Raw genomic sequence first — 26,446 nt, 5'->3', positions numbered from 1 at the left:
GACGCGAACGAGCCCCTCCTCCCCCGCGGCGGAGGGGCTTTTCCTTTCTGATGGCCCGCGCCGCCTCCCGCCCTGCTCCCGCCCGCCGCCGCGCCACGCGCCGCGGCTGGCCCGGCCGCATCCTCGGCTGGGCGGTGAAGGGCGTGTTCCTGTTCGTGCTGCTCAGCGTCCTCTGGGTGTTCGTCTATCGCTTCGTCAATCCGCCGATCACCTTCACGATGATCGGGGACATGGTCTCGGGCCGCTCGGCCGAGCGGGACTGGATGGCGATCGAGGAGATCGACCGCGACATGGTTCGCGCCGTGGTTTCGGCCGAGGACAGCAAGTTCTGCAGCCATTCCGGCTTCGATCAGGACGCGATCGCCGAGGCGATGCGACGCAACGCCAATGGCGGATCGGTGATCCGCGGCGGCTCGACGATCAGTCAGCAGACCGCGAAGAACGCCTTCCTCTGGCAGGGCGGCGGCTATTTTCGCAAAGGCCTGGAAGCCTGGTTCACCCTGCTGATCGAGAACCTCTGGGGCAAGCGCCGGATCATGGAGGTCTATCTCAACGTCGCTGAGACCGGCATCGGCACCTATGGCGTCAACGCCGGCGCGCAGCGCTACTTCGACCATGACGCCTCGACCCTGAGCCGCGTCGAGGCGGCGCGGATCGCCGCCGTTTTGCCGCTCCCCAAGCAGCGGGGCGCGGTGGCGCCGAAGGGCTTCACCCGCCGCTACGGCAATTCGATCGCCGCGAGGATCGGCGTGGTGGCGCGGGACGGGCTGGACGCCTGCGTCTACCAGAACGCGGCCGCGGCGCGCGATCCGAAGGAAGCGCCCGCCCCGGCGAAGAAGAAAGCGGCGCCCAGGAAGGCCGCCCCTGCTCCGGCCGCGCTCCCCGGCGAGGAATATGAGCGGCCGCAGGCGATCGAGCTGCCCGAGCCGAAGGTCGAGTCTCCGGTGCAAGCGCCGCGCGAGACCCCTGCCGAGCCTGTCGAAGGCAACGTCCTTTAGCTCCTCTCCCGGCACCGAGAGAGGGACCGCCGCCGGCAGGCGGTGGTGGAGGGGGTCCGTTGAACGCCGCTGTGCAATCTCATGACAAGCGCCCCCGCGGGTGGAGGCCCCCCACCACCCCGCCGCTCCGCGGCGCGGTCCCCCTCCCCGTTCCGCGGGGATCTGGAGGGCCGCGTCGAACCTCCCCCACATCCGTCACCCCGGCGAAAGCCGGGGTCTCAGCGCTGAAGAGGCGCTGCGCCCTTGGCGACCTGGGACCCCGGCCTTCGCCGGGGTGAGCCTCCCCTTGTGAGGCTCAGAACGGCATCTTGAAGCCGGGAGGAAGCTGGAGGCCGCCGGTGACGTCGGACATCGCGCCCTGGGCGGCTTCGTCGGCCTTGGCGCGGGCGTCGTTGATTGCGGCGGCGACCAGATCCTCGACCATCTGCTTCTCGTTCGGCTGGAGCAGGCTCTCGTCGATCTCGACGCCGAGGATGCGACCCTTGGCGGTCGCCCGGACCTTGACCAGTCCGCCACCCGAGGCGCCGGTGACCTCGACCTTGTCGAGGCCTTCGTTGGCCTGCATCAGCTTCGCCTGGGCCTCCTGGGCCATCTTCATCAGATCATCGAGGTTCGGCATTTACGCGCTCCGTTGTTCGTCGAGGGTGTAGCCCGTGAGCTCGGCGCCCGGAAAAGCCTCGAACGCCGCCTTGATCAAGGGGGAATCGAGCACGTCCTGCCGCTCCTGCTCGGCGGCCATCTTTTCCTGCTCGAGCAGGGTCGGCTCGGCTGGGCCGTCCTCCGCCGAGACCTGCCAGGTCTCGCCGGTGAGCTTGTGAAGCGCGGCGCCGAGCTCGCGGATCAGATCGCCCGACATCGGCTTCACCGGCCGGATGGCGATCTCGGGCGGAGCGTAGCGGATCACGCCGCAGAAATCGTGGAGCTGCTGGGCAAGGTGCGGCTTGCCGTTCAAGGCGAGCGCCTCGACCAGATCCTTGTAGCTCGCCGGCGCCCTGGGCGGCCCGGCCGGCTCGGCGGCGGCGGCAGCTGTGGCCGGCGCGGGCGCTTCTTCCCAGGGCGGCGGCTCGCTCGCCGCCTGCGGCGACCGCGCGAGCTCGGCCGATGCTTCGGACGCGGCGCCCTGCGCCTCCGGCGGCGCCGGCGGTGCGGCCGCGGCGGCGCGGCCCTGCAGGCTCACCGCCTCGCCATTGGCGAGTCGCTCGAGCAGGGCGCCCGGATCCGGCATCTCGGCGGCGTGGATGACGCGCAGCAGCGCCATCTCGGCCGCCTCGAGCGGCATCGGCGCGCTGTTGACCTCGCTGAGCCCCTTGAGCAGCAATTGCCAGAGCCGGTGGATGGCGGCGTAGGAAAGGCCACCCGACCAGGTCGCATAGGCGTCCCGCTCCTCGGCGGAGAGGGCGCGATCGTCGCTGCCGCCGACCTTGGCGCGGGTGATGCCGTGGACGCTCTCGAGCAGCCCGCGCAGCACCGCCGACGGCTCGACGCCGAGCTCATACTGACTCTTCAGCGCCGCGAGCGCGCCGCGGGCGTCGCCGGCGAGGAGCAGGCCGAGCAGGCCACGGATCGCGCCGCGATCGGAGAGGCCGAGCATCGTCCGCACCTGATCGGCGGTAACGCCGCCCGCGCCGTGGGCGATCGCCTGGTCGAGGATCGACAGACCGTCGCGGGCCGAGCCCTCGGCGGCGCGGGCGATCAGCGCCAGCGCCTCGGGCTCCACCTCGACGCCTTCCTGGCGCGAGACGTCGGCGAAATGCTCGGCGAGCTTCTCCGCCGGAATGCGGCGAAGATCGAACCGCTGGCAGCGCGACAGGACGGTAATCGGGACCTTGTTCACCTCTGTGGTGGCGAACAGGAATTTGACGTGCGCCGGCGGCTCCTCGAGCGTCTTCAAGAGCGCGTTGAACGCGTTCTTCGACAGCATGTGGACTTCGTCGATGATGTAGATCTTGTAGCGCGCCGAGACGGCGGCGTAACGCACCGCCTCGATGATCTCGCGCACGTCGTCGACGCCGGTGTGGCTGGCGGCGTCCATCTCGACCACGTCGATATGCCGCCCCTCGGCGATCGCGCGGCACGGCTCGCAGACGTTGCACGGGCTGATCGTCGGACCGCCCTGCCCGTCCGGCCCGATGCAGTTGAGTGCCTTGGCGATCAGCCGCGCGGTCGACGTCTTGCCGACCCCGCGCACGCCGGTCATCAGAAATGCGTGGGCGAGCCGGTCACGCCGGATTGCATTGCCAAGGGTCTGGACCATCGCGTCCTGGCCGATCAGCTCCTCGAAGCTCTGCGGCCGGTATTTGCGGGCGAGCACCCGATAAGGCTGAGCCGCGGCGGCGGCTTTCTGGGGCTGCGGCGGCTCTTCGAGGCCGAGGCCGAAGGAGAGATCGTCAGGGGAATCGGATTCGCTGGTCATCGCCGGAACACTAGACGAACGGCTCCGGCGTGTCGAAGCCGATGAACTACGGGGTCCCGCCGAGCAGCCACCTTGCATCGCTGCCGATCAGCGGCCATATGCGCAGCGGGAGTCGGGCGGACGATGCTCTCGCCAACCCGGTCAGGTCCGGAAGGAAGCAGCCGCAACGAGTTTCGTGTCGGGTCGTCCCGGCTCCCACCTCACCCCATCGCGCAAGATCACGGCAGCCGCGGCCGCTCAGCCGAGCTGTCGGACCACGAGGCGCGCGACCTCGGCATGGGCGGCGTTGCGGACTCCCGCCGGGGCATCGCCGTTGGTGAAACTGGCGATCACCAGCGCGCTGCCGTCGGGCCGCCAGGCGACCGCAACGTCGTTGTTGGCGCCGTTGCCGGTTCCGGTTTTGTCGCCGGCCGTCCAGCCCTGCGGCAGGCCGGCGCGAAGCCGGTCGAGGCCGGTCGATGCGCTCCGCAGCCAGCCGGCGAGCAGGTCGCGCGACGCCGGCCGCAGCACGTCCCCGAGCACGAGCCGCTGGATCAACGCCGCGAAGGCGGCGGGGCTCGTCGTGTCGCGCGGATCGCCGGGCAGGTTGCTGTTGAGCTCGGGCTCCGTCCGGTCGAGCCGGGTCACAGAATCGCCAGCCGCGCGGACGAAGCGGGTCAGGCCGGCGGGTCCGCCGATCCTCGCCAGCAGGAGATTTGCAGCGCTGTTGTCGCTGACCTCGACGATCGCGGCGCAGAGGGTGCGGACCGGCAAACGGGGCTTGGCCAGATTTGCTCTCACCACCGGCGCATGATCCAGCAGGTCGGCGGGACCGAAGGCGATCTCCTCGTCGAGCGAGAGCGTGCCCCGTTCGGCGGCGGAGAGGATCGCGGCGGCGAGGGGCGCCTTGAAGGTCGAGCACATCGCGTAACGGCTGTCGGCATCGAACAGCAGGCGGCTTCCGGTGGCGGTATCGATCGCCGCGACGCCGAGCCGCGCGCCATTGCCGAGGGTGGCGCGGATCGCCTCGAGCGCCGCCTCGGCATGCCCCGCATCCTCGTCCCGCGGCGGCGACGCCGGCGAGGCCGCGCACGCCCCGAGCAGCAGCGCCCCGCCGGCGCAGAAGGTGCGGCGGTCGATCATCGGCCCTGCATGTTGTGCGACCCGCCGGGGATTCGGACGGTGAGGCGTTCGAGCGTGTCGACGAGCCAGATCTGACAGGAGAGGCGCGAGGTGCGGGTGACGTGGGAGGCGAGATCGAGCATGTCCTCCTCCTCCTCGCTGGCGCGCGGCAGGTTCCCGAAATCCTCGTCGGCGACGATGACGTGACAGGTCGAACACGCCATCTGGCCCTCGCACGTGCCCTCGAGCGGCTGGCCGGCGGCCTGGGCGACGTCGAGCAGCCGCTCGCCGGCCGGGGCCTCGATCTCCTGGACGCGCTGGCCGTCGGCCGAGACGAAGCGGACCAGGGTCATGCCGCGAACGCCAGCTGGCGGCCGGCGGCCTCGTCGATCAGGGACAAGGCGCGGAGGAGATCCTCCTCCTGCGTGTAGCGGCCGAAGCCGAGGCGGATGCTCGACCGCGCCGCGCGCTCGCCGAGACCCAGCGCGGAGAGGACGTGGCTCGGACGCCCGGAGCCGCTGGCGCAAGCCGATCCGGCCGAAAAGGCGACCGCCCGCACCTCCGACAGCAGGCGGGCCGCATCGACGCCGTCACGCCTCAGATTGAGGTTGCCGCGGTAGCGCTGCTCGGCGGAGCCGTTCAGCTGCCAGTGCCCGAGGCGCAGGCGCTGCCCGCCGAGACGGCGATGCCGGCGAGATCGAGCTGCATCATCTGCGACGCGCCCGGTACGCCAGGCATGCGATAGGCCGAGATGGTGGCGATGCGCGGCGCCTCCGCAGCGACGATCTCGCCGCCCGCGTCGACGATCGCCGCATCGAGCCTCGCCCGCAGCCTTTTCGCCTCCTCGAACCAACCGTGATCGGCCTCGGCCGCGGCGGCGAAGGCCATGATCGCCGGAACGGGCACGGTGCCCGGGCGGTAGCCGCCCTCCTGCCCGCCGATCGCGTCGAGCGCGGACGTGTCCCGGACCAGCAGGGCGCCGATGCCTGGCGGTCCACCGAATTTGTGGGCGGCGACGATGGCGAAATCGACGTCGGGGATCGGCAGCTTGCCGGCGCTCTGCGCGCAATCGACGAGCAGCAGGCCGCCCGCCGCAGCAACCCGCGCCGCGACCGTGTCGATCGGGTTGATCACCCCGGTCTCGTTGTTGACCTGCTGGACGGCGACCAGAGGCCGCTCGGCCCCCGCCAGCGCAGCGTCGAGATCGTCGAGATCGAGCGTCCCGTCGCGGCGGAGCGCGACCTGGCGCGCATCGGGGGCGCTGCGCAGCACCGCCGGATGCTCGCCCGCCGAGACGATCCGGTCCTTGGCCTGGCCGCGCTCGAAGACCAGGGCGATCGCTTCCGTCGCGCCCGAGGTGAAGACGATCGTGCCGCCCCAGTCGAGTGCCTTGGCGAGCCGGCCTCGCGCCTCCTCCAGCCTGGCGCGGATCGCCCGCCCCTCGGCGTGCGGCGAGGACGGATTGGCCCAGAGACCGCAGGCCTCCCGCATCGCCTCGACCGCCTGCGGCAGGATCGGCGTGGTCGAGGCGTGGTCGAGATAGATTCGGCGCGGCACGGCGAAGTCCCTTTCAAATTGCGCGGGAGCGTCCGAGCCCTATATAGCGGGCACGCAAGCGGGGGCAGCCCCCGGATCCTTATCACGCCAAGCCAAGCGCAGGTGCAATGCCCGAAGTCATTTTTCCCGGACCGGAAGGCCGGCTCGAAGGTCGTTTCAGCCCTGGTCCGCGGCCCCGCGCGCCGGTCGCGCTTATCCTCCACCCGCACCCCCAGGGCGGCGGGACGATGAACAACGCGATGGTCCAGGCGCTCTACAAGACCTTCGTGCGCCGCGGCTTCGCCACGCTGCGCTTCAACTTTCGCGGCGTCGGCAAGAGCCAGGGCATCTTCGACAACGGCATCGGCGAGCTCTCCGACGCGGCGTCGGCGCTCGACTGGGTGCAGCAGGTCCACCCGGAGGCCGAGACGACCTGGATCGCCGGCGTGAGCTTCGGCGCCTGGATCGGCATGCAATTGCTGATGCGCCGGCCCGAGGTGCGCGGCTTCATCTCGATCGCGCCGCCGGCCAACATGTACGATTTCACCTTCCTCGCCCCCTGCCCCGCCTCGGGCATCATCATCCAGGGCGACAGCGACGAGGTGGTGACCCCGTCGGCGGTGCAGAAGCTGGTCGACAAGCTCCGCACCCAGAAGCACATCACCATCCACCACGACACCATCCCCGGCGCGAACCACTTCTTCGCCAACGAGATGCCGCAGCTGATGAAGTCGGTGGACGATTATCTCGACTTCCGGCTCGACCCGAGCTGCCCGATCCGCTGAGCCTGGCGCCGCGGCGGCGCGGGCGGCGCCAAGCGCCGCCCCGCCGGCCCGCCGCGCACGGCTGCTGTTGAAACAGGAAAAATACAGCAAACCGACGGCTCCGCGGTCGTCCGCCGGCGCTCCGCGTAACCGCCACGAAACGCGGGAGAGATCCGGGTCGACGACACTGACTTTGCGCGGCGTCCGCGGTCTGGGCCTCGAGGACGCGTTCATATCAGATCGGTGCCGTCATTCCGCTCGCCGTGAGTTCCCATCGCGTGGCGCCAGAACCTTCGCCGCGCGTCGCTCGTTTGCGGCTCCGAACCGGGAGCCTGGCATGGACGAGCAGGACGATATCCAGAGGCGGATGGACGAAGCGGCGGCGGCTCTCGATTTCGAGGAGGCGCGGCGGCTCCGCGACATGCTGAACCTGATGCGCGGCGGCGCGAGCCGCGCGGAGGCCGAACGCGCCGACACCGCCGGCCTCGAGCGTCAGCAGCCGGGGGCGATGGGCCTCGGCACCAGCCAGCAGCGCGTCACCCCGCCGCCCGGCTGGACGCCGCCGCGCAAACCCGACCCGCTCACCGCCGGCCGCTCGCGCCGCGGCGGCAAGCAGCGCGGCGGCCCACGGCCTTGATGCAACCGAGCATTCCCCGATTTCCGTGTCTCGGGTCAGGGGCGCACTCCAACCGGGCGGCGGCACCGCTAATTGGTATTGTGTCCCCGATTTACCCGGCTCAGGGATGCAGTCCACCCGGGCGGCGGCACCGCTAATTGGTATTGTGTCCCCGATTTAACCGAGGTTCACGATGTCCGATCGCCTGAAAATTCTGCTTCAGCACGTCCTGCCCAAGCAAGGCCTGACAAGGCTCGCCGGCCGCGTCGCCGGCGCGAAGGGGGGAAGGATGACGACCCGGCTGATCCGCTGGTTCGTCCGCAAGTACAAGGTCGACATGGCCGAGGCCGCCGATCCGGACATCGCCGGCTACGCCAGCTTCAACGACTTCTTCACCCGCTCGCTCCGCGACGGAGCGCGCCCGATCGCACGGGCCGACTTCGTTTGCCCGGTGGACGGCGCGATCAGCCAGTTCGGCGCCATCGACGACCATCGCATCCTGCAGGCCAAGGGCCATGCCTTCACGACCACCGAGCTGGTCGGCGGCGACGCCGCGCTGGCGAGCCGGTTCCGCCACGGCAGCTTTGCCAATCTCTATCTCTCGCCCCGCGATTACCACCGGCTGCACATGCCCTGCGAGGGGAGGCTGACGCAGATGATCTACGTTCCGGGCACCCTCTTCTCGGTGAATCCGACGACGGCGCGCGGCGTGCCGAACCTGTTCGCGCGCAACGAGCGCGTGGTGTGCGTGTTCGACTCGCCGGAACACGGCCCGTTCGTGATGGTGCTGGTCGGCGCCACCATCGTCGGCAGCATGGCGACCGTGTGGCACGGCGTCGTCAATCCGAAGAGAACCGGCAGGGTGTCCGAATGGCGCTACGACGACCGGTCGATCGTGCTGAACAAGGGCGAGGAAATGGGCCGCTTCCTGCTCGGCTCCACGATCGTGATGCTGTTCGCGAAGGACAGGATCGTCTTCAACGAAGACTGGGCCCCGGAACGGCCGGTACGCCTCGGCGAGCCGATGGGCAATCGCCCGGCCTCGCCGCGCGCCCTCGGCGGCCGGCCCGCCGGCTGACGCAGCGCCTGTCGCTCGTGCCGTTTTTGCGGCAAGGACGCGCCTGCTCGGCAAGTGGGAGGACGATGATGGGCGATGCGGCAAGAGCGTGGAACGGGGAGCAGGTGCGGACATGGCTGGCGCGCCGGTGCGAGGCTGCGAAGCTCGATCAGGCGGCGGCGGACCGGCGCGGCTATGAGGCGCGCCACGATTATGACCAGGCCGCCGCCGAGGAATGGGTCTGCCGGGCATTGAACGACGCGGCGTGGACGAGCGAGCAGGCCGCATTCGCAGGAAGGATCAAGCAGCTGGCCGGGCAGGACGATTATGCTGTGACCGGTATCCACGACGATGCGCGTTTCGAACGGCATGTCCGCAGCCACCTTCGCAAGCTGGCCAGGATGACCAGGACGAACGACGGGTTCGACAAGCTGCTGCGCTATCAGTAACCGAGGCGGCAGGTACGGACGCTTGTCAAACGAAGCCGGTTCGCGGATGGTCCGGCCGTGGCGCGCTACTTCTTCAACATTGTCGAGAATGATCACAAGATCGATACGGTCGGGGCCGATTACGCGAACCCGGAGATCGCGCGCATGGAAGCTGTCCGCTTCGCCGGAGAGATGTTGAAAAGCGAGCCCGAGCGGGTCTGGAAGGGCGCCGAGCTGAGGATCGAGGCGACGGACATCTGGGGAACCGTGTTGTTCACCCTCCTCATCGCCGGCGTCGACGCGGAGGCGCTCGCAAGACACAAATGACTGGTGCGACCATCCACGGTTTCGCGCCGGGCCGGGATCAAGGCAGGCCGCACCGCCGCTCTTCCCGGCGCCGCCGGTCCGATCGCCGCCGGACGGGTGCTGCTGCGACGCGGGCGGCGCTTTCCGGCTGGCCGTTCCCTCGCCGCTGAGACATAGCCGCGCGGCCGCCGCATGCCACCGGCGGGACGAGGAGATCGTGCGAGCGAGATGCGCAGAACCGCCCCTTCCGCGTTGCTTCGAACGGCGGGCGTGCCGGCGCTGTTCGTGCTGCTTTGGAGCACCGGCTTCATCGGCGCCCGGCTCGGCCTGCCCCATTCCGGCCCGCTGACCTTCCTGTCGCTGCGCTACGGCGTCGCCCTCGTCCTGCTCGCCCTCGTCGCGCTGGCGACGCGGGCGCCATGGCCGCGGCGGCCGGCGGCGATCGGCCATTATGCGGTGGCGGGGCTGCTGGTCCACGGCCTCTATCTCGGCGGCGTGTTCGTCGGCATCTCGCTCGGCGTCGAGGCCGGCGTCTCGGCGCTGATCGTCGGGCTGCAGCCGCTGCTCACCGCGGCGCTCGCCGGGGCGCTGCTCGGCGAGCGGGTGAGCGCCCGGCAATGGCTCGGCCTCGCTCTGGGGCTCGCCGGCGTGGCGCTGGTCCTCGCCGGCAAGCTCGGCCAGGGCCCGGGCGACGCGCTCGGCAGCCTCGCCTGCGTCGCGGCCCTGCTTGGGATCACGGCGGGGACCCTCTACCAGAAGCGCTTCTGCGCCGACATGGACCTGCGCACCGGCGGCGTCGTCCAGTTCGCCGCCGCCGGCCTGGCGACGGCGCCGCTGGCGTTGCTAGGCGAGGGCTGGGCGGTGGACTGGACCGGCGAATTCGTCTTCGCGCTTCTCTGGCTGGTGCTGGTGCTGTCGATCGGCGCGGTGACCCTGCTCTATCTGCTGATCCGCCGCGGCGCCGCGGCCGAGGTCGCCAGCCTGTTCTTCCTGGTCCCGCCCTGCACCGCGCTGATCGCCTGGCCCCTTTTCGGCGAGACGCTCGGGGCGGCGGCGCTGGCCGGAATGCTGCTCACCGCCGCCGGCGTCGCCATGGCCAGCCGCAGGGCCGGCACCTAGCGCGGTCCACGCATGGACCCGAACGGCGGCACCGCTAATTGGTATTGTGTTCCCGATTTATGGCGGGGGCGCCGGTTGCCGGGGGTGTCTCGGTCGATTAGTCGAGCGCGGGGGCGGAGGACGAAGGTGGACACAGTCGACGTCGTGGTGGCCGGGGCCGGCGTGATCGGGATCGCGATCGCCCGGGCGCTGGCGCTCGCCGGTCGCGAGGTGCTCGTGCTGGAAGCCGGGGAGGCGATCGGCAGCGAGACCTCCTCGCGCAACAGCGAGGTGATCCACGCCGGCCTCTATTATCCCGCGGGAAGCCTGATGGCGCGCACCTGCGTCGCCGGCCGAGAGGCCCTCTACGCTTATGCCGCCGCCCGCGGGGTACTCCATCGCCGGATCGGCAAGCTGATCGTCGCCACCGAGGACGCGGAGCTTGCGACGCTGCACGCGATCAGATCACGGGCCGCTGCCAATGGCGTCGACGACCTCGTCCTGCTCAGCCGCGAAGAGACGCTCCGGCTCGAGCCGGCGCTGCGCTGCGAGGGCGCCCTGCTCTCCCCCTCCAGCGGGATCGTCGACAGCCATGCGCTGATGCTGGCGCTGCAGGGCGACGCGGAGAATGCCGGCGCGCTCTTTGTGCTCAGAAGCCCGGTGGAGGGCGCGCGTGCGACCGGCGCGGGAATCGAGATCCGCGTCGGCGGCGACGCGCCGCTGGCGCTCCGCGCACGCCTGCTCGTCAACGCGGCCGGGCTGCACGCTCCGGCGCTCGCCGCACGGATCGACGGATTGAGGCCCGGCTCCGTCCCGACGGCCTATTACGCGAAGGGGCATTACATGACCCTGAGCGGCCGCGTGCCGTTCGCGAGGCTGATCTACCCGGTGCCGGTGCCGGGCGGCCTCGGCGTGCACCTGACGCTCGACATCGCCGGGCAGGCGCGGTTCGGCCCGGACGTCGAGTGGGTGGACCGGATCGACTATCGCACCGACGACAGCCGCCGCCCGGCCTTCGAGGCGGCGATCCGGCGCTACTGGCCGGATCTGCCGAGCGGGGTGCTCGAGCCCGCTTATGCCGGCATCAGGCCGAAGATCGTTCCGCCGGGCGCCCCGGCCCAGGACTTCCTCGTCCAGGGCCCGACCGAGACCGGCACCCCGGCCGTGATCAACCTGTTCGGCATCGAATCGCCCGGGCTCACCGCCTCGCTGGCGATCGCGAACGACGTGGAACGGCTGGCGCGAACAAGCCGCTGAGCCCGCGGCGCAGCTGCTCCGCCGGCGCCGCTCCTCACCTGCGCTTCAGGATCCACTCGGCGATCAGGTTCAGCGCGGAGGGGGACATGGTCTCCTCGGTTGCGGCGTAGGCGGTCGGGGCACCGCTCGCGCTGGTCTGGAGCAGATGGTTGAGGCCGGGGAGCTCGACGATAGTGACGTCCGCGTTGCCGCGGGTCGCCTCGCGGATGCCGGCGAGGTTCGGGCCGGCGAGCACCTGGGTGTCGGTGGCGCCGTTGATCGCGAGCACCGGCAGGCGCAGCGCGGCGAGCGCCGGGCGCGGATCGTAAGCGGCGATGCCGCGGAACCAGGGGGTGGCGACCATCGCCGACTGGTTCGCGATCGCCTCCGATCCGGCGCCGGCCTCGGCGAGGGTCCGGCTCGCCGCGGCGCGTGCCGCCTCGGCCGAGGGCGCGCCGGCCACCGCCTCGATGACCCGGCGGGTCACCTGTCCCTCCTGGGCGGCCCGCTCCGCCGGCATGCCGATCGACCGGGCGACCGCCTCCGCCTGGGCGACGAGCAGATCGGCCATCGGAATGCCCGGTGCCGCCAGCAGGGCGAGAAAGGCGAGCTTCGGGTCGCGCGCGGCGACCATCGGCCCGACCACGCCGCCCTCGCTGTGGCCGACCAGGCCGACCTTGCCGATGCCCTGCTGCCGGCGCAGCCAGGCGAGCACGGCGATGGCGTCGGCGGCATAATCCTGGGTCACCGACGTGGCGAAATCGCCGGTCGACCTGTCGAAGCCCCGGTCGTCGCAGCGCAGCACCGCAATTCCGGCGCGGGTGAGATGATCGGCAAGAACGGCGAACGGACGGTGCCCCGCCAGCGCCTCGTCGCGGTCCTGCGGGCCCGATCCGCTGACCAGGAACACCGCCGGGACGGGACCGGTGCCGCGTGGCCGGGTGAAGGTGCAGGCGAGGCGGACGCCCGCCGCCGCGTCGATCGCCACCTCTTCCTCCGAATAAGGAAAGGGCGGCTTCGGCGCCTGCGGGCGCGCCGGCGCGGCGACCGCGCCGGGCCGCAGCACCAGAGGCAGCGCCTGCCCCTGTGTCCAGGTCCCGGCCCAGCCGCCCTGCGCCGCGTCCCACTCGGCCTGATAGCGGCCGCGGATCGACGGCGCCTCGAACGAGAAATGCGTGCCGGCCAGAGTGACGGCGGACAGCGGAATGCCCGCCGCGCCCTGGTCCGGGCTCGACATCGTGCCCGACAGCGTGCCGTCGGCGCCCCTGGTCACCTCGACGCCGATGCGCAGCGACATCGCCCCGACCGTCAGGCGCCCGTTCCAGGCGCCCACCGCCTGCTGCGCCGACGCCGGCGAGGCCGCGAGAAGCAGCGCGCCGATCGCAGCCAGCGCCCTCACGAAAGCCTTGGTCATCTTGTACCCCCCTACCGCCGAACCTCGGCGTGCCAGGTGCGGATGAAATCGATGTTGCCGCGGCATTCGGGCATCACCGCCTGCTCGACGAGGCGGAAGCCGGCGCCGTCCCAGCCCCATGACGCGCTGACGCCGCAATCGCCGAGCCCCCTGCCCTTGTCGTAGCTCTCGAGCAGGCCGTTCTCCCAGGCGCCGTTGACAACGCTCGGCACGCCGCCTTCCTCGCCCATGCCGGTCGGGGCGTCGAAGCCGGCCGGGCGGAAGCCGGCCGTGTCGCCGACGTAGACCAGGGCCATGACGTTGTAGGCGCCCATCGAGCAGGGCAGCAGCAACAGGGTCTTGCCGCCGCCCAGCGCGTGCGTCTCGGGCGCCGCGGCGCCGTTCGACGCCATGTCGACGTCGCACTCGCCCGCCTTGCGGAACTCGGCGAGCTGCTGCGCAGACGGGGCGGCGGCGCCGCCGCCCGGCGCAGCTAGGGTGAGGACCGGCGCGGTGGGCGCGGCGCGCGTATCGGGCGCATTGCCGCGGGCGACCAGCGCGCCGGTGGTGCCGGCGCGGCCCTGCCGGTCGTCGATGTAGCGCAGGGCGGCGGAGAGGCCGGCGAGCGAGATGTCGCTGGTCGCCGCGTTGCCGCCGTCGGAGACGCTGAGCGTCTTTCCACTGGCGGCGGCGGCGACGATGCGCGCCGCCTCCTCGCCCTCGATCCGGGTGGCGTCATCGTCGGTGCGGCCGCCCTCCCCGGCCGGTCTGCCGTCGACCGCGACGCGCAACGGCAGCGGGATCGCCTCGCTCGACAGGAAGGCGACGCTGAGCGCGCCGTTCGGACCCGCGGCGCGGGTGATCGACATCAGCACGGCCGGGAATTCCTCGCCCTCCGGCGCGAGCGCCGCGGCCTTGCAGGTCCCGAGATTGTCGCAGCCGACCGCCCAGTCGGAAAAAGTTTTCACCTCGCCGGGCACGGGCCTGGCCGGCGCAACGGCGGCGGCGGGCGCAGCGGCGGCGGCCACGACGTCGCCGCTGGCATTGGCGTCGGCGGCCGAGGCGGTGTTGCCCTGCGCGACGTCCGAGGCGCCGCCCCCGCACGCCGCCAGCAGCATCAGCGCCCCGACGCCGCCCGTCCTCTTTCGCATAGGCTCCCCCCTCGTTGAGGCGGCACCATGCCACCGCGACGCGGGAGGGCCAAATGCAATGTCTCCGCCGCCGCCCGACCCAGCGCCGCTTTCGCTGTCCAGGGTCCGGTCAGATGTAGCTGCCCGTCTTCAGGCAGGTCTGCCACTTGCGATACTCGCGCATCTTGCAGGTGCTGCTGTCTCCGCACAGGGCTGACGAGGAATAATGGCGCTCGTTGCACATCTTGCGGCGCGGCGAGACCTCGGCCGCGACGGGCGCCGGCTTCTTCGCCGACGCGGCGGCAGGCGCCGGGCTCTCGGCGCGCGTCGCGACCTTGCCGATGCTGTTGAGATAGGCGACCAGCGCCGGCGCCCTCGCGAGCTGGAGCGCGGTCGCGTGATCCGACTGGTTGCGCGGCACGTCGAGCCGACCGCCGCGGGCGAGCAGGCCCTTCACCACGTCGGTGCGCCCGGCGACCACGGCGTAATGCATCAGCGTCATGCCGTCCGAATAATGCTGGTTCGGATCGACCTGCCCCTCATCTACGATCCGCATCACCTCGTCCGCCGGCTTCGGCGTGGCGACCACTGCGGTGACCGCGTCGATATAAGGATCGCCGGTCTGCATCGCATAGGCGACGCTTGCGCTGGCGACGAGGCCGATCAGGAACATCAGGATTCGCGACATGGCAGATTTCTCCTACGACCGCTGGTGCGGGCGGCGGCAATGGGCGGCGGCCGGCGAGATTCGGCAAGCGCGGCACGGTGAAGGCGCCGCTCGTTACGACGGCTCGGCCGGATGAGAAGACGAGCGGGACAGAGGGCTCAGGACGGCGTCGGCAGGGTCCAGATCAGCACGTTGACGAAAAACACCGCGGCACAGAGCAGCATCAGCAGGCCCTGCTTCACCTCCCGGCGCTTGATCAGCAGGTAGAGGCCGCCGATCGTCAGGGCGAAGGCGGCGAGGATCGCGACCGAGAGGGCGACGGAGAAGAGCGAGGTCATCGGGCGCTTCTGGCATTGCGCGGGCGGACGGGAAAGGGGCGGCGCCCCTCTTCCCCGTCGCTCCGCCAGCGAGACCGGGGAGGGCACGCCTTCGACTTCGCTCAGGCCGGGCTCTTCGACGGGGCTCAGGACAGGGTTTACCGGGCGTTAAACCGCGGCTCGTAGCTTCCTCGACATGACCCATGCCGAGTCGCAGCCCAGCCTCGATGCCGATTTCGGACGGATCGAATCGTCGATCCTGCCGAGCCTGACGATGATGCTCGACGCTTTGCTCGACGCGGCGGCGACGGCGCGGCCGGGAGAAGATGCGGCGTTCGTCGCGGCCGAGATCAGGAGCCTGGCCGCCGAGCTCGACTCGGTCACCCGCCAGGTATCGATGCTCTCCAGCCCCGCCCTGGTCCAGCGCGCCACAGCCGCCTGATCCGCCGCGTCGCCGCGCAGGGCTCGTGCCTGTCCAGGCGTGCTCAGATATCGAATCAGACATGCAGGAAACGGCACGCTTTGCGTGCCGATCAATGATCCGGTCAAAACCGGTCCGTGCAATCCGGTGCTGGTCCGTAGGCTCTTCGCGCCTTTCCTTTACTTCGCGTCTTCGCGTGCAGATCCAGCGTCCCACCGAGCGACGTCGGAGAGTCCGTTGACGCCGCCGCTCGAGGAAGACTCCTTTTTCAAAGATTCGCGCCGCGCTCCAGAATGTTCGCGTAGAGCGCCGCGTCGACGTTACCGCCCGAGACCACGACAACCGTCCGTTCGCTGACCGGGCCGACCTTGCCGGCGAGCAAAGCGGCGAGAGCGGCGGCGCCGCCCGGCTCGGCGACGAGGCGGAGGCGGCGCATCGCGAAAGCGACCGCGGATTCGATCTCCGCCTCGGTGACCACGACGCCGCGGGCTGCGGCCGCGCGCAACGCGCCGAGGGTGAGCGGCGAGACCAGCTTGGTCTGGAGCGCGTCGCACAGAGTCGCCGGCGCCGGCTCGACCACCGGCACCGGCGCGCCGGCGACGAGCGAGCGGGCCATATCGTCCCAACCCTCGGGCTCGGCGGTGACGATCTCGGTGCCCGGCAGCGCCAGCGCGATGCCGGCGGCAAGCCCGCCGCCGCCGCAGGGCACGACCACCTTGTCGGGCGCGCCGCCGAGCTGCCCGGCAATCTCGACGCCGACGCTCCCCTGCCCTTCGATCACGTCGACGTCATCGAACGACGGCACCACGGTCGAGCCCTCCTCCGCCGCGATCCGGGCGGCGATGGCCTCGCGGCTCTCCGTCGCGCGATCGTAGGCGACCACTTTCGCGCCCTCGGCGAGCGTCGCGTCGCGCTTCACCGCGGGAGCGTCGGCCGGCATGACGATGGTCGCGGCGATGCCGAGCCGCCGGGCGGCGATCGCCACGCCCTGAGCGTGGTTGCCGGACGAGAAAGCGACGACTCCGCGCGCCCGCTCCGAATCGCTGAGCTGGAGCAGGCGGTTGGTCGCGCCGCGCAGCTTGAAGCTGCCGCCCTGCTGCAGGCACTCCGCCTTCACCCAAAGGGAGACTTCGCCCCATTGGAGCGGCAGCAGAGGCGTGCGAGTCACGTGACTCGCCACTCGTCTCGCCGCAGCTGCGACACCCTCCGGCGACACCCTCCTCTCTGTCACGTAAGCTCCTGGTTTTAAGTGGAAAAAAGCAACTCTTTACAGAGAGGGGAGCGGCCCATATATCGGCCGCCGCTGCCCCATGGGGACTTCCAACCGCAAGGCAGCTTTTTCGTCAACTACCCCGTTGGAGGTCCCTTGAGTTGCACACGCACCATAATGCGCTGGGGCTAGCTGCTGCCCTTCGTCCGGTTCAGCCGGTCACGCTCATTCGTCCGCACGCCGCCCGGCGCGCCGCCCGCTTCTTCATCGAGAAGTTTCCGGGCCGGTCGCTTTATGCGGTGAAGGCCAATCCGTCTCCGGACCTGCTCCGCATCCTGTGGGAGAGCGGCGTCACCCATTATGACGTCGCCTCGCTCGCCGAGGTGCGCCTGGTCAACGAGACGCTGCCGCAGGCGACCCTGTGCTTCATGCACCCGGTCAAGGCCGAGGAAGCGATCGCCGAAGCGTACGAGCTCGGCGTCCGCACCTTCTCGCTCGATACGATGGAGGAGCTGGAGAAGATCGTCCGCGCGACCGACGGCGCCCAGGACCTGAACCTGTGCGTGCGGATCCGGGTTTCGTCCGATCATTCGAAGCTCAGCCTCGCCTCCAAGTTCGGCGCCGATCCGGCCGAAATGAAGGAATTGCTGTTCGCTACCCGCCAGGCGGCGGACGCACTCGGCATCTGCTTCCACGTCGGCAGCCAGGCGATGTCGCCCAAGGCCTATGCCGAGGCGATGGAGCGGGTTCGCGCGGCGATCGTCGAGGCGGCGGTGACGGTCGACATCGTCGACGTCGGCGGCGGCTTCCCGTCGGTCTATCCGGGCATGGAGCCGCCCGAGCTCGAAGGCTATTTCGAGGTCATCGCGGCCGCGTTCGAGAGCCTGCCGGTCAGCTATTCGGCCGAGCTCTGGTGCGAGCCGGGTCGTGCCCTGTGCGCCGAATATGCGAGCGTGCTCGTCCGCGTCGAGAAGCGCCGCGGCGACCAGCTCTACATCAACGACGGCGCGTACGGCGCTTTGTTCGATGCGGCGCATATCGGCTGGCGCTTCCCTGTGAGGCTGGTTCGCGACGAGGCTTCGGAGTCGAAGCCGATGGCGTTCAGCTTCTACGGGCCGACCTGCGACGATCTCGACCATATGGCCGGGCCGTTCCATCTCCCCGCCGACATCGCCGCCGGCGACTATATCGAGATCGGCATGCTCGGCGCCTATGGCTGCGCGATGCGGACCGCGTTCAACGGCTTCGGCGCCACCGCCAAAGTGATCGTCGACGACGAGCCGATGGCGAGCCTCTATGGGGACGTCCTCGAGGACGCCCGCGAGAAAGCGGTTCAGCTTTAAGCAAGCCGCGTTTGTGTAAAGGGTGCGGGACCTGAGCGAGGCTCGGTCCCGTCCCTATCAATTTCGTGTTTTCAATACCTTGTCAGCTGCGGCTGGCACGGCGTTGCATATGTGAAAAGGAAGCTGGAATGAACGATCTGACCCGCAACGACACTCGCAAGGCCGAGCTGCTCTCCAACGTCGTCGAGCATATCGACATCAAGAGCTTCGACGCGCGCCCGATCGTCGATGCGATGAAGAAGATGAGCTTCTCGAGCCGCGACCTCGGCCGCGCCGCCGACATCTACAACCAGATGCTGGCCGACAAGGATTGCTCGATCTTCCTCGTGATCGCCGGCTCGACCTCGGCGGGCGGCTGCATGGACCTCTATGCCGAGCTGATCCGCAACAACATGGTCGACGCGGTGGTCGCCACCGGTGCGACCATCGTCGACATGGATTTCTTCGAGGCGCTCGGCCACAAGCACTATCAGGCGCTCGAGATCCCCGACGACGACACCCTGCGCTCGCTCTACATCGATCGGATCTACGACACGTACATCGACGAGGAGCAGCTCCAGCAGACCGATCACACGATCGGCGAGATCGCCAATTCGCTCGAGCCGCGCCCTTATTCCTCGCGCGAGTTCATCCGCGAGATGGGCAAGTGGCTGACGGTGAACGGCAAGAAGGAGAACAGCCTGGTCAAGCTCGCCTACGAGCATGACGTGCCGATCTTCTGCCCGGCGTTCACCGACAGCTCGGCCGGCTTCGGCCTGGTCAAGCACCAGGTCGACCGGATGAAGGAGGGCAAGCCCTACCTCACGATCGACTCCATCGCCGACTTCCGCGAGCTGACCGACATCAAGATCGAGGCGGGCGTCTCGGGCCTGCTGATGATCGGCGGAGGCGTGCCGAAGAACTTCGTCCAGGACACCGTGGTCTGCGCCGAGATCCTCGGCAAGGAAGTGGACGTCCACAAATATGCGGTGCAGATCACCGTCGCCGACGTGCGCGACGGCGCCTGCTCGTCCTCGACGCTGCAGGAGGCGGCGAGCTGGGGCAAGGTCTCGACCGCGCTCGAGCAGATGGTGTTCGCCGAGGCGACCACCGCGATCCCGCTGATCGCCTCCGACGCCTATCACCGCGGCCACTGGCGCGACCGCGCCAAGCGCAGCTTCGCCAAGCTGTTCGACCGCAAGTAAGCGCCCGTCTGGACGGAAACAGGAGCCCCTGCCGGCAACGGCGGGGGCTTTTTTTTCGGCAGGCAACTTCCCGAGCTTGGCCCGGCAGGAAGCAGGGCGGTCGACATGCGGCCGGCGTTGACTGGCGGTATCCGCCTGCTATCGCGCGGCATGCCGTTCGTGCACCGATATGCCGCGCCCCTGATCGCGCTGATCGTCGGGGTTGCGGCCACGCTCCTCGCGGCCTTCCTCACCGCCCAGGCCGAAGCCGGGCGACGGGAAGCCCGGTTCGAGGGGCTGGCGAGCGGCGCCGTGGCCGCGATCCAGAGCCGGATGCTGGCGCAGCTCACCCTGCTGCGCGGCACATCGGGCTTCTTCCAGGCCTCCGACGCGATCGACCGCGACGACTTTCGCGATTTCATCGGCGGGCTTCGGCTGGAGGAGAATTATCCCGGCGTGCTCGGCATCGGCTATGCCGTTTATGCCGCGAACCCGGACGCGCTCGCCCGGCTGGCGAGCGCGGCGCGGGACGAGCGCGCGCCGGGCCTTCGTCCCTGGGCCGCCGGCGGCAAGGAAGCGCGATCGGCGATCCTCTTCCTCGAGCCGATGAACCGGATGAACCTCCAGGCGCTCGGCTTCGACATGACCAGCGAGCCGACCCGGCGCGCGGCGATGGAAGGGGCCGCAGCGTCCGGTCACGCTCGGATGAGCGGCAAGGTCCGGCTCGTCCAGGAGATCGATCCAGTGAAGCAGGCGGGCTTCCTGATCTACGCGCCCCTCTTCCGCCCGGCCGGCGGGCTCTACGGCTGGGTCTACAGCCCGTTGCGCGCCAACGACCTGTTCGGGGCGATCTTCTCCGAGCACGATCTCAGCGAGCTGGTGGTCGAGATCTACGACGAGCGGGTGGAGCCGCAGCGCCTGCTCTACCGCAGCGCCGCGCCGCGCGCCGGCGCCGGCCAGATCGTGTCGCGCCGGATGGAGGTGGCGGGGCGCCCGTGGATCGTCCGGCTTTCCTCGTCCGAGAGCTTCGACAGCGGGCCGCCGATGCTGTTCGGCGCTCTGGTCGGCGCCGCCGGCGCGCTGATCACCCTGCTGCTCGCGACGCTGATGCTCCAGCAGGTGCGCGCGAAGGAGACCACCGAGCGCGAGGTGCGCAGCCGCACCGGCCAGCTGCGCAAGGCGATGGAGCGGCTGCACGAGGAAGCGGCGGCGCGCGAGCAGGCCGAGGCGCAGGTCCGGCAGATGCAGAAGATGGAGGCGGTGGGCCAGCTGACCGGCGGCATCGCGCACGACTTCAACAACATGCTGGCGGTGATCATCGGCAACCTCGACGTCGCCGAGCGGCGGCTCGACGACCCCAGCCGGCTGAGCCGCGCGATCTCCAACGCGCGGCAGGGCGCGGACAAGGCCGCCGAGCTGACCCGCCGGCTGCTCGCCTTCGGCCGCCGGCAGCCGCTTTCGCCGCGGGTGATCGACGCCAATGCGCTGATCGCGGGAATGTCCGAGCTGCTCGAGCGCAGCCTCGGCGCCACCGTGCGCCACGAGACCGACCTCGCCGACGGGCTTTGGCGCGTCCACGCCGATCCCGCGCAGCTCGAGAACGCGATCCTCAACCTCGCGATCAACGCCCGCGATGCGATGCCCGATGGCGGGACGCTGCGCGTCGCCACCGCCAACATCTCGGTCGCCGAGGGATCGGACCGGCACCGCGACGGGCTGAGACCCGGCGAGCTCGTGCTGATCACGGTCAGCGATACCGGCGTTGGCATGAGCCCGGAGGTGACCGCCCGCGCGATCGAGCCGTTCTTCACCACCAAGGAGGTCGGCCGCGGCACTGGCCTCGGCCTCAGCCAGGTCTATGGCTTCGTCAAGCAGTCGGGAGGTCATCTGCGGATCCGCTCCACGCCTGGCCGCGGCACCTCGATCGACATCTATCTTCCGCGCCACGAGGGCGAGGCGGAAGCGGTGCGAAGCGAGCATCGCCCGGCCGATGACGACCTGCCGCCGGGCCGCGAGAATGAGCTCGTCCTCGTCGTCGAGGACGAGGAGCAGGTGCGCGACATGGCGACCGAGGCGCTGCGCGACCTCGGCTATTCAGTGGTCGCGGCGGCCGGCGGCGAGGAGGCGCTCGCCATGATGGCAGAACGGGGCGACATCACCTTGCTGTTCACCGACATTGTCATGCCCGGGATGAACGGCCGGCGCCTCGCCGAAGAAGCGCGCGCGCGCCGGCCGGATCTGAAGATCCTGTTCACCACCGGCTATACGCCCGACGCGGCAGACAATGGCGGGAACGGCGCGGCTGCGGGCGCCACGCTCCAGAAGCCTTACGGTCGGGCCGAGCTGGCGAGGCGCGTGCGCAGGGCGCTGGATCAGGCCTGACGGTCGCCGGCGGCGCTCAGCGCATCAGCCCGGCGGCACGAAGGGCATCCTCGATAAGGGCCTGGACATCGCCGGCGGGGCGCGGGCGGGTCGGCTCCACCCTCGGCCTCGCACGACGCCGGGCGGGCGGCTCGACGGCCGGAGCGATGCCGAAGAAGGCGGCGATCCGATCGGTCGAGCTCAGCCCGACGTCGAGCATGTGCGCGCCCGCTTCGCCCGACCGACCTTCGTCGGTTCCGGGATCGAGCGGCGTGCCATGCGCCATGCCAGTGATCTCATATTGCTCGACCAGCAGGGCCCCCGACGCGTCGAGCCACTGGCGGCGCGGGTGGCCGGCGACGAGATCGGACCGCTGCGGCGCGGCCGGCAAGCCGTGGAGGCCGGTCCATTGGCGGACGATCGCGTCCGCATTGCTGGCGGCGACGGTGCGGTCGGCGCTGCCCTGCCAGACCTGGACGCGCGGCCAAGGGCCTTGGTGGGGAGAGGCGCGACGCACGCGCGCGGCAAGATCCCGGGTGGCGCCGCCGCGGCCGCGGCCCGCCATGCATTCGAACGCCTGCGCGGCATCGCTCGCGCAGCCGTAGGGAACGCCGGCGATGATCGCGCCCGCCGCGAACACCTCGGGATAGGCGGCGAGCATCACGCTCGCCATCGCCCCGCCGGCGGACAGGCCGGTGACGAAGATCCGGGCGGGGTCGATGCCGTAGCGAACGCGCATCGCCTCGATCATCGCGCGGATCGAGGCCGGCTCCCCTTCCCCGCGTCGCGTGTCGCCGTCGGAGAACCAGTTGAAGCACAGCATCGGATTGTTGGCACGCTGCTGCTCGGGGTAGAGCAGAGCGAAGCCGTGGCGGTCCGCGAGACGCGACCAGCCGGCGCCGTGATCATAGGCCGCGGCATTCTGGGTGCAGCCGTGGAGCACGACGACGAGCGGCGCATTCTCCTTCATTCCCTCGGGAACATAAAAGCGGGCGAGCAGACTGCCGGGGTTGGCTCCAAAATCGGGAAGATCGGAGAGCCTGTCCCGGATCTGCGACGGCGGGGCGAAGGCGCTGCGCCCCCTGGCGCTTCTGCGGACACGCAGTCCGGGTCTGATCACGGGCATGGTCACTCCACTCACTCTGCCGAAAGGCCTTGCGCCTCAACAGCGTAGGGCCACGTTTGTTGCGCCGCAGCAAAATACAAGACCGGGATGTTACGCGGCGCCCGGCGAACGGTCGCCGAACCTGCCAAACAACACCTCGGCCCGTCTCTCGCCATCGGCAAACGGGCGCAGCGACGCGGAACCGAGGAGGCTCGTTCCTGTTGGGGACGCACAACGAAGGAGCCCTCAATGCGCGCCATGGACTATCGCGGCCCCTATCGGGTTCGCATCGAAGAAAAGCCGATGCCGAAGATCCTCCATCCCCGCGACGCGATTGTCCGGGTGACGCGCTCGTGCATCTGCGGATCCGATCTCCATCTCTACCACGGCATGGTGCCCGACACCCGGATCGGCATGACCTTCGGCCACGAATTCTGCGGCATCGTCGAGGAGGTCGGCCCCGAGGTGACCAACCTCAAGCGCGGCGACCATGTGCTCGTGCCGTTCAACATCGCCTGCGGCCAATGCCATTTCTGCAAGCAGGGCCTGTTCGGCAATTGCCACGAGAGCAATGCGCAGGCGACCGCCGTGGGCGGCATCTTCGGCTATTCGCACACCGCCGGCGGCTATGACGGCGGCCAGGCGGAATATGTCCGCGTGCCTTATGCCGACTTCGGCCCGACGGTGATCCCCGACTGGATGGACCCCGACGACGCCGTGCTGCTCACCGACGTGGTGCCGACCGGCTACCAGGCCGCCGAGATGGGCGGCATCAAGAAAGGCGATACCGTCGTCGTGTTCGGCGCCGGACCGGTTGGCATCATGGCGGCGCGCTGCGCCTGGCTGTTTGGCGCGGGCCGCGTCATCGTCTTCGACCATGTCGACTATAGACTGGAGTTCGCCCGCACCTATGCGCCGGCCGAAGTCTACAATTTCAAGGAGGTCGACGACGTCGTCGTGTTCATGAAGAAGACGACCGACGGCCTCGGCGCCGACGTGGCGATCGAGGCCGTGGGCGGCGACGCCGAAGGCAATTTCCTGCAGACCTTGTTCGGCACCAAGCTGAAGCTCGAGGCCGGCAATGCGATCCCGCTCCACTGGGCAATCAACTCGGTGAAGAAGGGCGGCGTGGTGTCGATCGTCGGCGTCTACGGCCCGACCGGCAACATGATCCCGATCGGCAACGTCGTGAACAAGGGCCTGACGCTGCGCGCCAACCAGGCCTCGGTGAAGCGCCTGCTGCCGCGGCTGATCGACCATGTGCGTGACGGCCACATCAATCCCAAGGCGCTGATCACCCACAAGGTGCCGCTGGAGGACGTCGCCGACGCCTATCACATCTTCTCGGCCAAGCTCGACGGCTGCATCAAGCCGGTGCTGGTGCCGAGCACGCATTGAGGAGACGCGAGATGGACGCACTCAGCACCGAGCGTAAACCGCTGGTCGACACCTCCGCCATTCCCGGCTGGGGCGTCGACGCCGATCCGGAAAACGATCCGACCTATCCCTATCGCGACCGATCGAAGGACGACGGGCTGCTGTTCAACTGGCAGCGGCCGCCGATCCAGGAGACCGACGTCGAGATCCTGCAGTCGATCGAGCACAAGACGCGGCCGGCGGTGGTCGGCACCTCCACTCCGCCGAGCGGGCTCAGCGGCATGATTCGCCGCCTCGCCTTCCGCTGGAGCGAATCCAACTGGCTGCACTGGCTGCTGCTGATGGGGGCCGACCGGATCAACGTCGTCGAAGGCGTCGCCCAGGACCTCAGCCGCGGCAAGGTGCCGAACATTCCGGCGGAGATGGGCGTCAGGGCCGAGTGGCAGCACAACAAGAAAGGGCTCGCGACCAAGGTGGCGGTGCTCACCGCGGTCTCGGCAGGCCTGTTCCTGCTGCTGCGCGGGTCCAAGCCGAAGCCCTTCGAGGCGCAGCGCAAACGGGTGACTCCGCCCGAGGTGCACGAGGCGGACTGAGCGCGGCGCGCGGAGCGGCCTTGCCCGCCCCTTGCGATGCGGTAGACTCGCCGCATCCGGAAGGGAGGAGATCATGCGCCGTTCCGCCTTGCTCGCTTTGGCCTTACTGGCGACGCCCGCCTGCGCCGAGCAGACCGAGGGCAATTCCGCCGTGGCGCCCGCCGCCGTCGAGATCCGGGTGTTCGACCTGCCCAAGGGCTCGCACCCGCACGACGTCGCGCCGGCGTCCGACGGCAAGATCTGGTACACGGCCCAGCACCAGGGCGCGCTCGGCATCCTCGATCCCGCGACCGGCGCGGTGCGTCAGGTGCCGCTCGGGCCGGATTCGGCGCCGCACGGCGTGATCCAGGGGCCGGACGGGGCGGCCTGGATCACCGATGGCGGCCAGAATGCGATCGTCCGCTACGAGCCGAAGAGCGGCCGGATCGACGTCTGGAAGCTGCCGGAGGAGACCGGCTACGCCAATCTCAACACCGGCGCCTTCGACGGCGACGGCATGCACTGGTTCACCGGCCAGAACGGCATCTACGGCCGCCTCGATCCGAAGACGGGGGCGATCAAGGTGTGGAAGGACCCGGACGGCCGCGGGCCTTATGGCATCGCCGCGACGCCGGCAGGCGAGATCTATTACGTCTCGCTGGCCGGCAACCATCTCGCCCGCATCGATCGAAGGACCGGCGCCGCCGAGATCATCGAGCCGCCGACGCCGAGCCAGGGAGCGCGACGCGTCTGGTCCGACAGCAAGGGCAATCTCTGGATCTCCGAATGGAACAGCGGCCAGCTCAGCCGCTTCACGCCCTCCAGCCGCGCCTGGAAGAGTTGGAAGCTGCCGGGCGCCAAGCCCCAGACCTACGCCGTTTATGTCGACGAACGCGACATCGTCTGGGTGACCGATTTCGCGGCCAACGCCACCCTCGCCTTCGATCCGGCGCGGGAGACGTGGAAGACCTATCCGGGAAGCGCGCCGGACGCGCGCGTCCGCCAGATCCTCGGCCGCCCGGGCGAGGTCTTCCTGCCGGAATCCGGCGCCGACCGGCTGATGATCGTGCGCACGGCACAGTGAGAGCCGCCGCCCTTGCCGGCGCCGCCGTGATGCTGCTGGCGCTCGGAGCCGCGGCGGCGCCGCAGGGGGACGCCACGCGCGGCGAGCGGGCGTACCAAAAATGCTATGCGTGTCATGCGGTGGAGCCGGGCAGAAACGATCTCTCCGGTCCCACTCTCCACGCCATCGTCGAACGCCCGATCGCGACGGAGAAGGGCTTCGCCTATTCGCCGGCGCTCAAGGCGCTCGCGGTGCAGAACGGGCGCTGGGACCCTGAACTGCTCGATCGGTTCATCGCCGATCCGGATGCGATCGCACCTGGCACGGCGATGAGCTACCCGGGCATGAAGAATCCGATCGAGCGGACGGACCTGCTCGCTTACCTCGCGGCGCTGAGGGCGGAACGTTAGTCCGCAGCGCGGCTGCGCCGCCCGTGCGAGCCGCCGCCCAAGATCACGACCCCCACGACGAAGCCGAAATCGTACCAGCCGCCGTTGTTGGGAACGGCGTAGATCGCGATCGTGTCGCTGAACAACGAGCCGATCCAGGCGAACGGCAGGATGAAGCCGTGGAGCAGGCCGAGCAGGAACCCGGGCTGCTGCGCCGAGGCGGCGGATGGCACCGCGGTCGCGCAGGCGGCGAGCGCCAGCGACAGGCCGAGAACCAGCGCCAGGCGGCGCGGCGAGATGGAAATTGCGCGCATCGGTGACCTCCCCTATCGACCGGCCGACCTTCGGTGTTTCAGATGCGCAGGGCAAGGCGGTCCGGATC

General features: G+C 69.9%; 28 protein-coding genes, 1 other RNA gene and 1 pseudogene. 17 read left to right on the top strand and 13 right to left on the bottom strand.

Going from position 1 to position 26,446, the window contains the following annotated elements; all coding sequences use genetic code 11:
- Positions 1-50: 50 nt before the first annotated feature.
- Positions 51-782 (top strand): annotated as a pseudogene (gene mtgA / locus E2493_RS05535) (monofunctional biosynthetic peptidoglycan transglycosylase); the annotation flags it as partial.
- A 511-nt stretch (positions 783-1,293) separates the two neighbouring features.
- Here the strand turns inward: mtgA and E2493_RS05530 are convergent.
- Complete coding sequence (locus tag E2493_RS05530; RefSeq protein ID WP_135084556.1) at positions 1,294-1,617, bottom strand: YbaB/EbfC family nucleoid-associated protein; 324 nt, start codon at positions 1,615-1,617, stop codon at positions 1,294-1,296.
- The gene (locus E2493_RS05525; RefSeq protein WP_135084554.1) at positions 1,618-3,411 is read right to left on the bottom strand and encodes a DNA polymerase III subunit gamma/tau; all 1,794 of its coding nucleotides are present in this window, start codon (positions 3,409-3,411) and stop codon (positions 1,618-1,620) included.
- 106 nt (positions 3,412-3,517) lie between these two features.
- Between E2493_RS05525 and ffs the strand changes: the two genes are divergently transcribed.
- An RNA gene (gene ffs, locus E2493_RS05520) (signal recognition particle sRNA small type) lies at positions 3,518-3,612 on the top strand.
- Positions 3,613-3,648: 36 nt separating this feature from the next.
- On the opposite strand, the gene bla is transcribed toward ffs, so the two are convergent.
- From bla to E2493_RS05500, 4 genes are all read right to left on the bottom strand, one after another.
- On the bottom strand, positions 3,649-4,533 hold the full coding sequence (gene bla, locus E2493_RS05515; protein ID WP_135084551.1) for a class A beta-lactamase: 885 nt from the start codon (positions 4,531-4,533) through the stop codon (positions 3,649-3,651).
- Positions 4,530-4,865 (bottom strand): 2Fe-2S iron-sulfur cluster-binding protein, encoded by a 336-nt coding sequence (locus tag E2493_RS05510; RefSeq protein ID WP_135084549.1) that lies wholly within the window; start codon positions 4,863-4,865, stop codon positions 4,530-4,532. The genes bla and E2493_RS05510 overlap by 4 nt, the downstream gene beginning before the upstream one ends.
- A complete protein-coding gene (locus tag E2493_RS05505) occupies positions 4,862-5,071 on the bottom strand; it encodes a hypothetical protein (protein ID WP_135084547.1) in 210 nt (69 codons plus the stop codon). The genes E2493_RS05510 and E2493_RS05505 overlap by 4 nt, the downstream gene beginning before the upstream one ends.
- A gap of 80 nt (positions 5,072-5,151) precedes the next feature.
- Positions 5,152-6,069: a cysteine desulfurase family protein gene (locus tag E2493_RS05500; protein WP_135084545.1), complete on the bottom strand. Its 918-nt coding sequence runs from the start codon at positions 6,067-6,069 to the stop codon at positions 5,152-5,154.
- A gap of 107 nt (positions 6,070-6,176) precedes the next feature.
- Between E2493_RS05500 and E2493_RS05495 the strand changes: the two genes are divergently transcribed.
- From E2493_RS05495 to E2493_RS05465, 7 genes are all read left to right on the top strand, one after another.
- Positions 6,177-6,833: an alpha/beta hydrolase gene (locus E2493_RS05495; RefSeq protein WP_135084543.1), complete on the top strand. Its 657-nt coding sequence runs from the start codon at positions 6,177-6,179 to the stop codon at positions 6,831-6,833.
- Between the two features lie 316 nt (positions 6,834-7,149).
- Positions 7,150-7,449 (top strand): UvrB/UvrC motif-containing protein, encoded by a 300-nt coding sequence (locus E2493_RS05490; protein WP_135084541.1) that lies wholly within the window; start codon positions 7,150-7,152, stop codon positions 7,447-7,449.
- 172 nt (positions 7,450-7,621) lie between these two features.
- Positions 7,622-8,506 (top strand): archaetidylserine decarboxylase, encoded by an 885-nt coding sequence (gene asd, locus E2493_RS05485; RefSeq protein WP_135084539.1) that lies wholly within the window; start codon positions 7,622-7,624, stop codon positions 8,504-8,506.
- A 68-nt stretch (positions 8,507-8,574) separates the two neighbouring features.
- Positions 8,575-8,934 (top strand): hypothetical protein, encoded by a 360-nt coding sequence (locus tag E2493_RS05480; RefSeq protein ID WP_135084537.1) that lies wholly within the window; start codon positions 8,575-8,577, stop codon positions 8,932-8,934.
- Between the two features lie 57 nt (positions 8,935-8,991).
- Entirely contained in the window at positions 8,992-9,240 is a 249-nt protein-coding gene (locus E2493_RS05475; protein ID WP_135084535.1) for a DUF6894 family protein, read from the top strand.
- Positions 9,241-9,447: 207 nt separating this feature from the next.
- Positions 9,448-10,338, top strand: a complete 891-nt coding sequence (locus E2493_RS05470) for a DMT family transporter (RefSeq protein ID WP_135084533.1) — start codon at positions 9,448-9,450, stop codon at positions 10,336-10,338.
- A gap of 126 nt (positions 10,339-10,464) precedes the next feature.
- The gene (locus E2493_RS05465; RefSeq protein WP_135084531.1) at positions 10,465-11,574 is read left to right on the top strand and encodes an NAD(P)/FAD-dependent oxidoreductase; all 1,110 of its coding nucleotides are present in this window, start codon (positions 10,465-10,467) and stop codon (positions 11,572-11,574) included.
- Positions 11,575-11,608: 34 nt separating this feature from the next.
- On the opposite strand, the gene E2493_RS05460 is transcribed toward E2493_RS05465, so the two are convergent.
- The 4 genes from E2493_RS05460 to E2493_RS05445 all read right to left on the bottom strand — a co-directional run bounded on the left by E2493_RS05460 (position 11,609) and on the right by E2493_RS05445 (position 15,081).
- Positions 11,609-12,967 carry an alpha/beta hydrolase family protein gene (locus E2493_RS05460; RefSeq protein ID WP_167737393.1) on the bottom strand — a complete coding sequence of 453 codons (1,359 nt, stop codon included), beginning with the start codon at positions 12,965-12,967 and terminating at the stop codon, positions 11,609-11,611.
- Positions 12,968-12,978: 11 nt separating this feature from the next.
- Positions 12,979-14,097 (bottom strand): DUF1176 domain-containing protein, encoded by a 1,119-nt coding sequence (locus E2493_RS05455; protein WP_135084527.1) that lies wholly within the window; start codon positions 14,095-14,097, stop codon positions 12,979-12,981.
- 109 nt (positions 14,098-14,206) lie between these two features.
- A complete protein-coding gene (locus tag E2493_RS05450) occupies positions 14,207-14,764 on the bottom strand; it encodes an ankyrin repeat domain-containing protein (protein ID WP_135084525.1) in 558 nt (185 codons plus the stop codon).
- 137 nt (positions 14,765-14,901) lie between these two features.
- Positions 14,902-15,081 carry a hypothetical protein gene (locus E2493_RS05445; RefSeq protein WP_135084522.1) on the bottom strand — a complete coding sequence of 60 codons (180 nt, stop codon included), beginning with the start codon at positions 15,079-15,081 and terminating at the stop codon, positions 14,902-14,904.
- A 175-nt stretch (positions 15,082-15,256) separates the two neighbouring features.
- On the opposite strand from E2493_RS05445, the gene E2493_RS05440 reads away from it, so the two are divergent.
- Complete coding sequence (locus E2493_RS05440) at positions 15,257-15,502, top strand: hypothetical protein (protein ID WP_135084520.1); 246 nt, start codon at positions 15,257-15,259, stop codon at positions 15,500-15,502.
- Positions 15,503-15,749: 247 nt separating this feature from the next.
- On the opposite strand, the gene E2493_RS05435 is transcribed toward E2493_RS05440, so the two are convergent.
- Positions 15,750-16,649 carry a threonine ammonia-lyase gene (locus tag E2493_RS05435; protein ID WP_263854056.1) on the bottom strand — a complete coding sequence of 300 codons (900 nt, stop codon included), beginning with the start codon at positions 16,647-16,649 and terminating at the stop codon, positions 15,750-15,752.
- A gap of 203 nt (positions 16,650-16,852) precedes the next feature.
- Here E2493_RS05435 and E2493_RS05430 point away from each other — a divergent pair, with 203 nt between their 5' ends.
- The 3 genes from E2493_RS05430 to E2493_RS05420 all read left to right on the top strand — a co-directional run bounded on the left by E2493_RS05430 (position 16,853) and on the right by E2493_RS05420 (position 21,579).
- Positions 16,853-18,034, top strand: a complete 1,182-nt coding sequence (locus E2493_RS05430) for a type III PLP-dependent enzyme (RefSeq protein WP_135084516.1) — start codon at positions 16,853-16,855, stop codon at positions 18,032-18,034.
- A gap of 128 nt (positions 18,035-18,162) precedes the next feature.
- Positions 18,163-19,218 carry a 1,9-bis(guanidino)-5-aza-nonane synthase gene (locus E2493_RS05425; protein ID WP_135084514.1) on the top strand — a complete coding sequence of 352 codons (1,056 nt, stop codon included), beginning with the start codon at positions 18,163-18,165 and terminating at the stop codon, positions 19,216-19,218.
- Between the two features lie 150 nt (positions 19,219-19,368).
- Positions 19,369-21,579: a CHASE domain-containing protein gene (locus E2493_RS05420; protein ID WP_225421164.1), complete on the top strand. Its 2,211-nt coding sequence runs from the start codon at positions 19,369-19,371 to the stop codon at positions 21,577-21,579.
- A gap of 16 nt (positions 21,580-21,595) precedes the next feature.
- On the opposite strand, the gene E2493_RS05415 is transcribed toward E2493_RS05420, so the two are convergent.
- Positions 21,596-22,684: an extracellular catalytic domain type 1 short-chain-length polyhydroxyalkanoate depolymerase gene (locus E2493_RS05415; RefSeq protein ID WP_135084510.1), complete on the bottom strand. Its 1,089-nt coding sequence runs from the start codon at positions 22,682-22,684 to the stop codon at positions 21,596-21,598.
- A gap of 228 nt (positions 22,685-22,912) precedes the next feature.
- Here E2493_RS05415 and E2493_RS05410 point away from each other — a divergent pair, with 228 nt between their 5' ends.
- The 4 genes from E2493_RS05410 to E2493_RS05395 all read left to right on the top strand — a co-directional run bounded on the left by E2493_RS05410 (position 22,913) and on the right by E2493_RS05395 (position 26,085).
- Positions 22,913-24,061: a zinc-dependent alcohol dehydrogenase gene (locus tag E2493_RS05410; RefSeq protein WP_135084508.1), complete on the top strand. Its 1,149-nt coding sequence runs from the start codon at positions 22,913-22,915 to the stop codon at positions 24,059-24,061.
- An 11-nt stretch (positions 24,062-24,072) separates the two neighbouring features.
- Positions 24,073-24,633 (top strand): hypothetical protein, encoded by a 561-nt coding sequence (locus E2493_RS05405; protein ID WP_135084507.1) that lies wholly within the window; start codon positions 24,073-24,075, stop codon positions 24,631-24,633.
- 73 nt (positions 24,634-24,706) lie between these two features.
- Complete coding sequence (locus tag E2493_RS05400; protein WP_135084505.1) at positions 24,707-25,696, top strand: Vgb family protein; 990 nt, start codon at positions 24,707-24,709, stop codon at positions 25,694-25,696.
- A complete protein-coding gene (locus E2493_RS05395) occupies positions 25,693-26,085 on the top strand; it encodes a c-type cytochrome (protein WP_135084503.1) in 393 nt (130 codons plus the stop codon). The genes E2493_RS05400 and E2493_RS05395 overlap by 4 nt, the downstream gene beginning before the upstream one ends.
- Here the strand turns inward: E2493_RS05395 and E2493_RS05390 are convergent.
- Positions 26,082-26,378, bottom strand: a complete 297-nt coding sequence (locus E2493_RS05390) for a hypothetical protein (RefSeq protein WP_135084501.1) — start codon at positions 26,376-26,378, stop codon at positions 26,082-26,084. The two genes, E2493_RS05395 and E2493_RS05390, sit on opposite strands and share 4 nt — an antisense overlap.
- Positions 26,379-26,446 lie beyond the last annotated feature (68 nt).

The sequence above is a fragment of the Sphingomonas parva (ex Maeng et al. 2020) genome, from assembly GCF_004564275.1.
GTDB classification, from domain to species: domain Bacteria; phylum Pseudomonadota; class Alphaproteobacteria; order Sphingomonadales; family Sphingomonadaceae; genus Allosphingosinicella; species Allosphingosinicella parva.
This window is presented reverse-complemented; position numbering and strand designations above follow the sequence as displayed.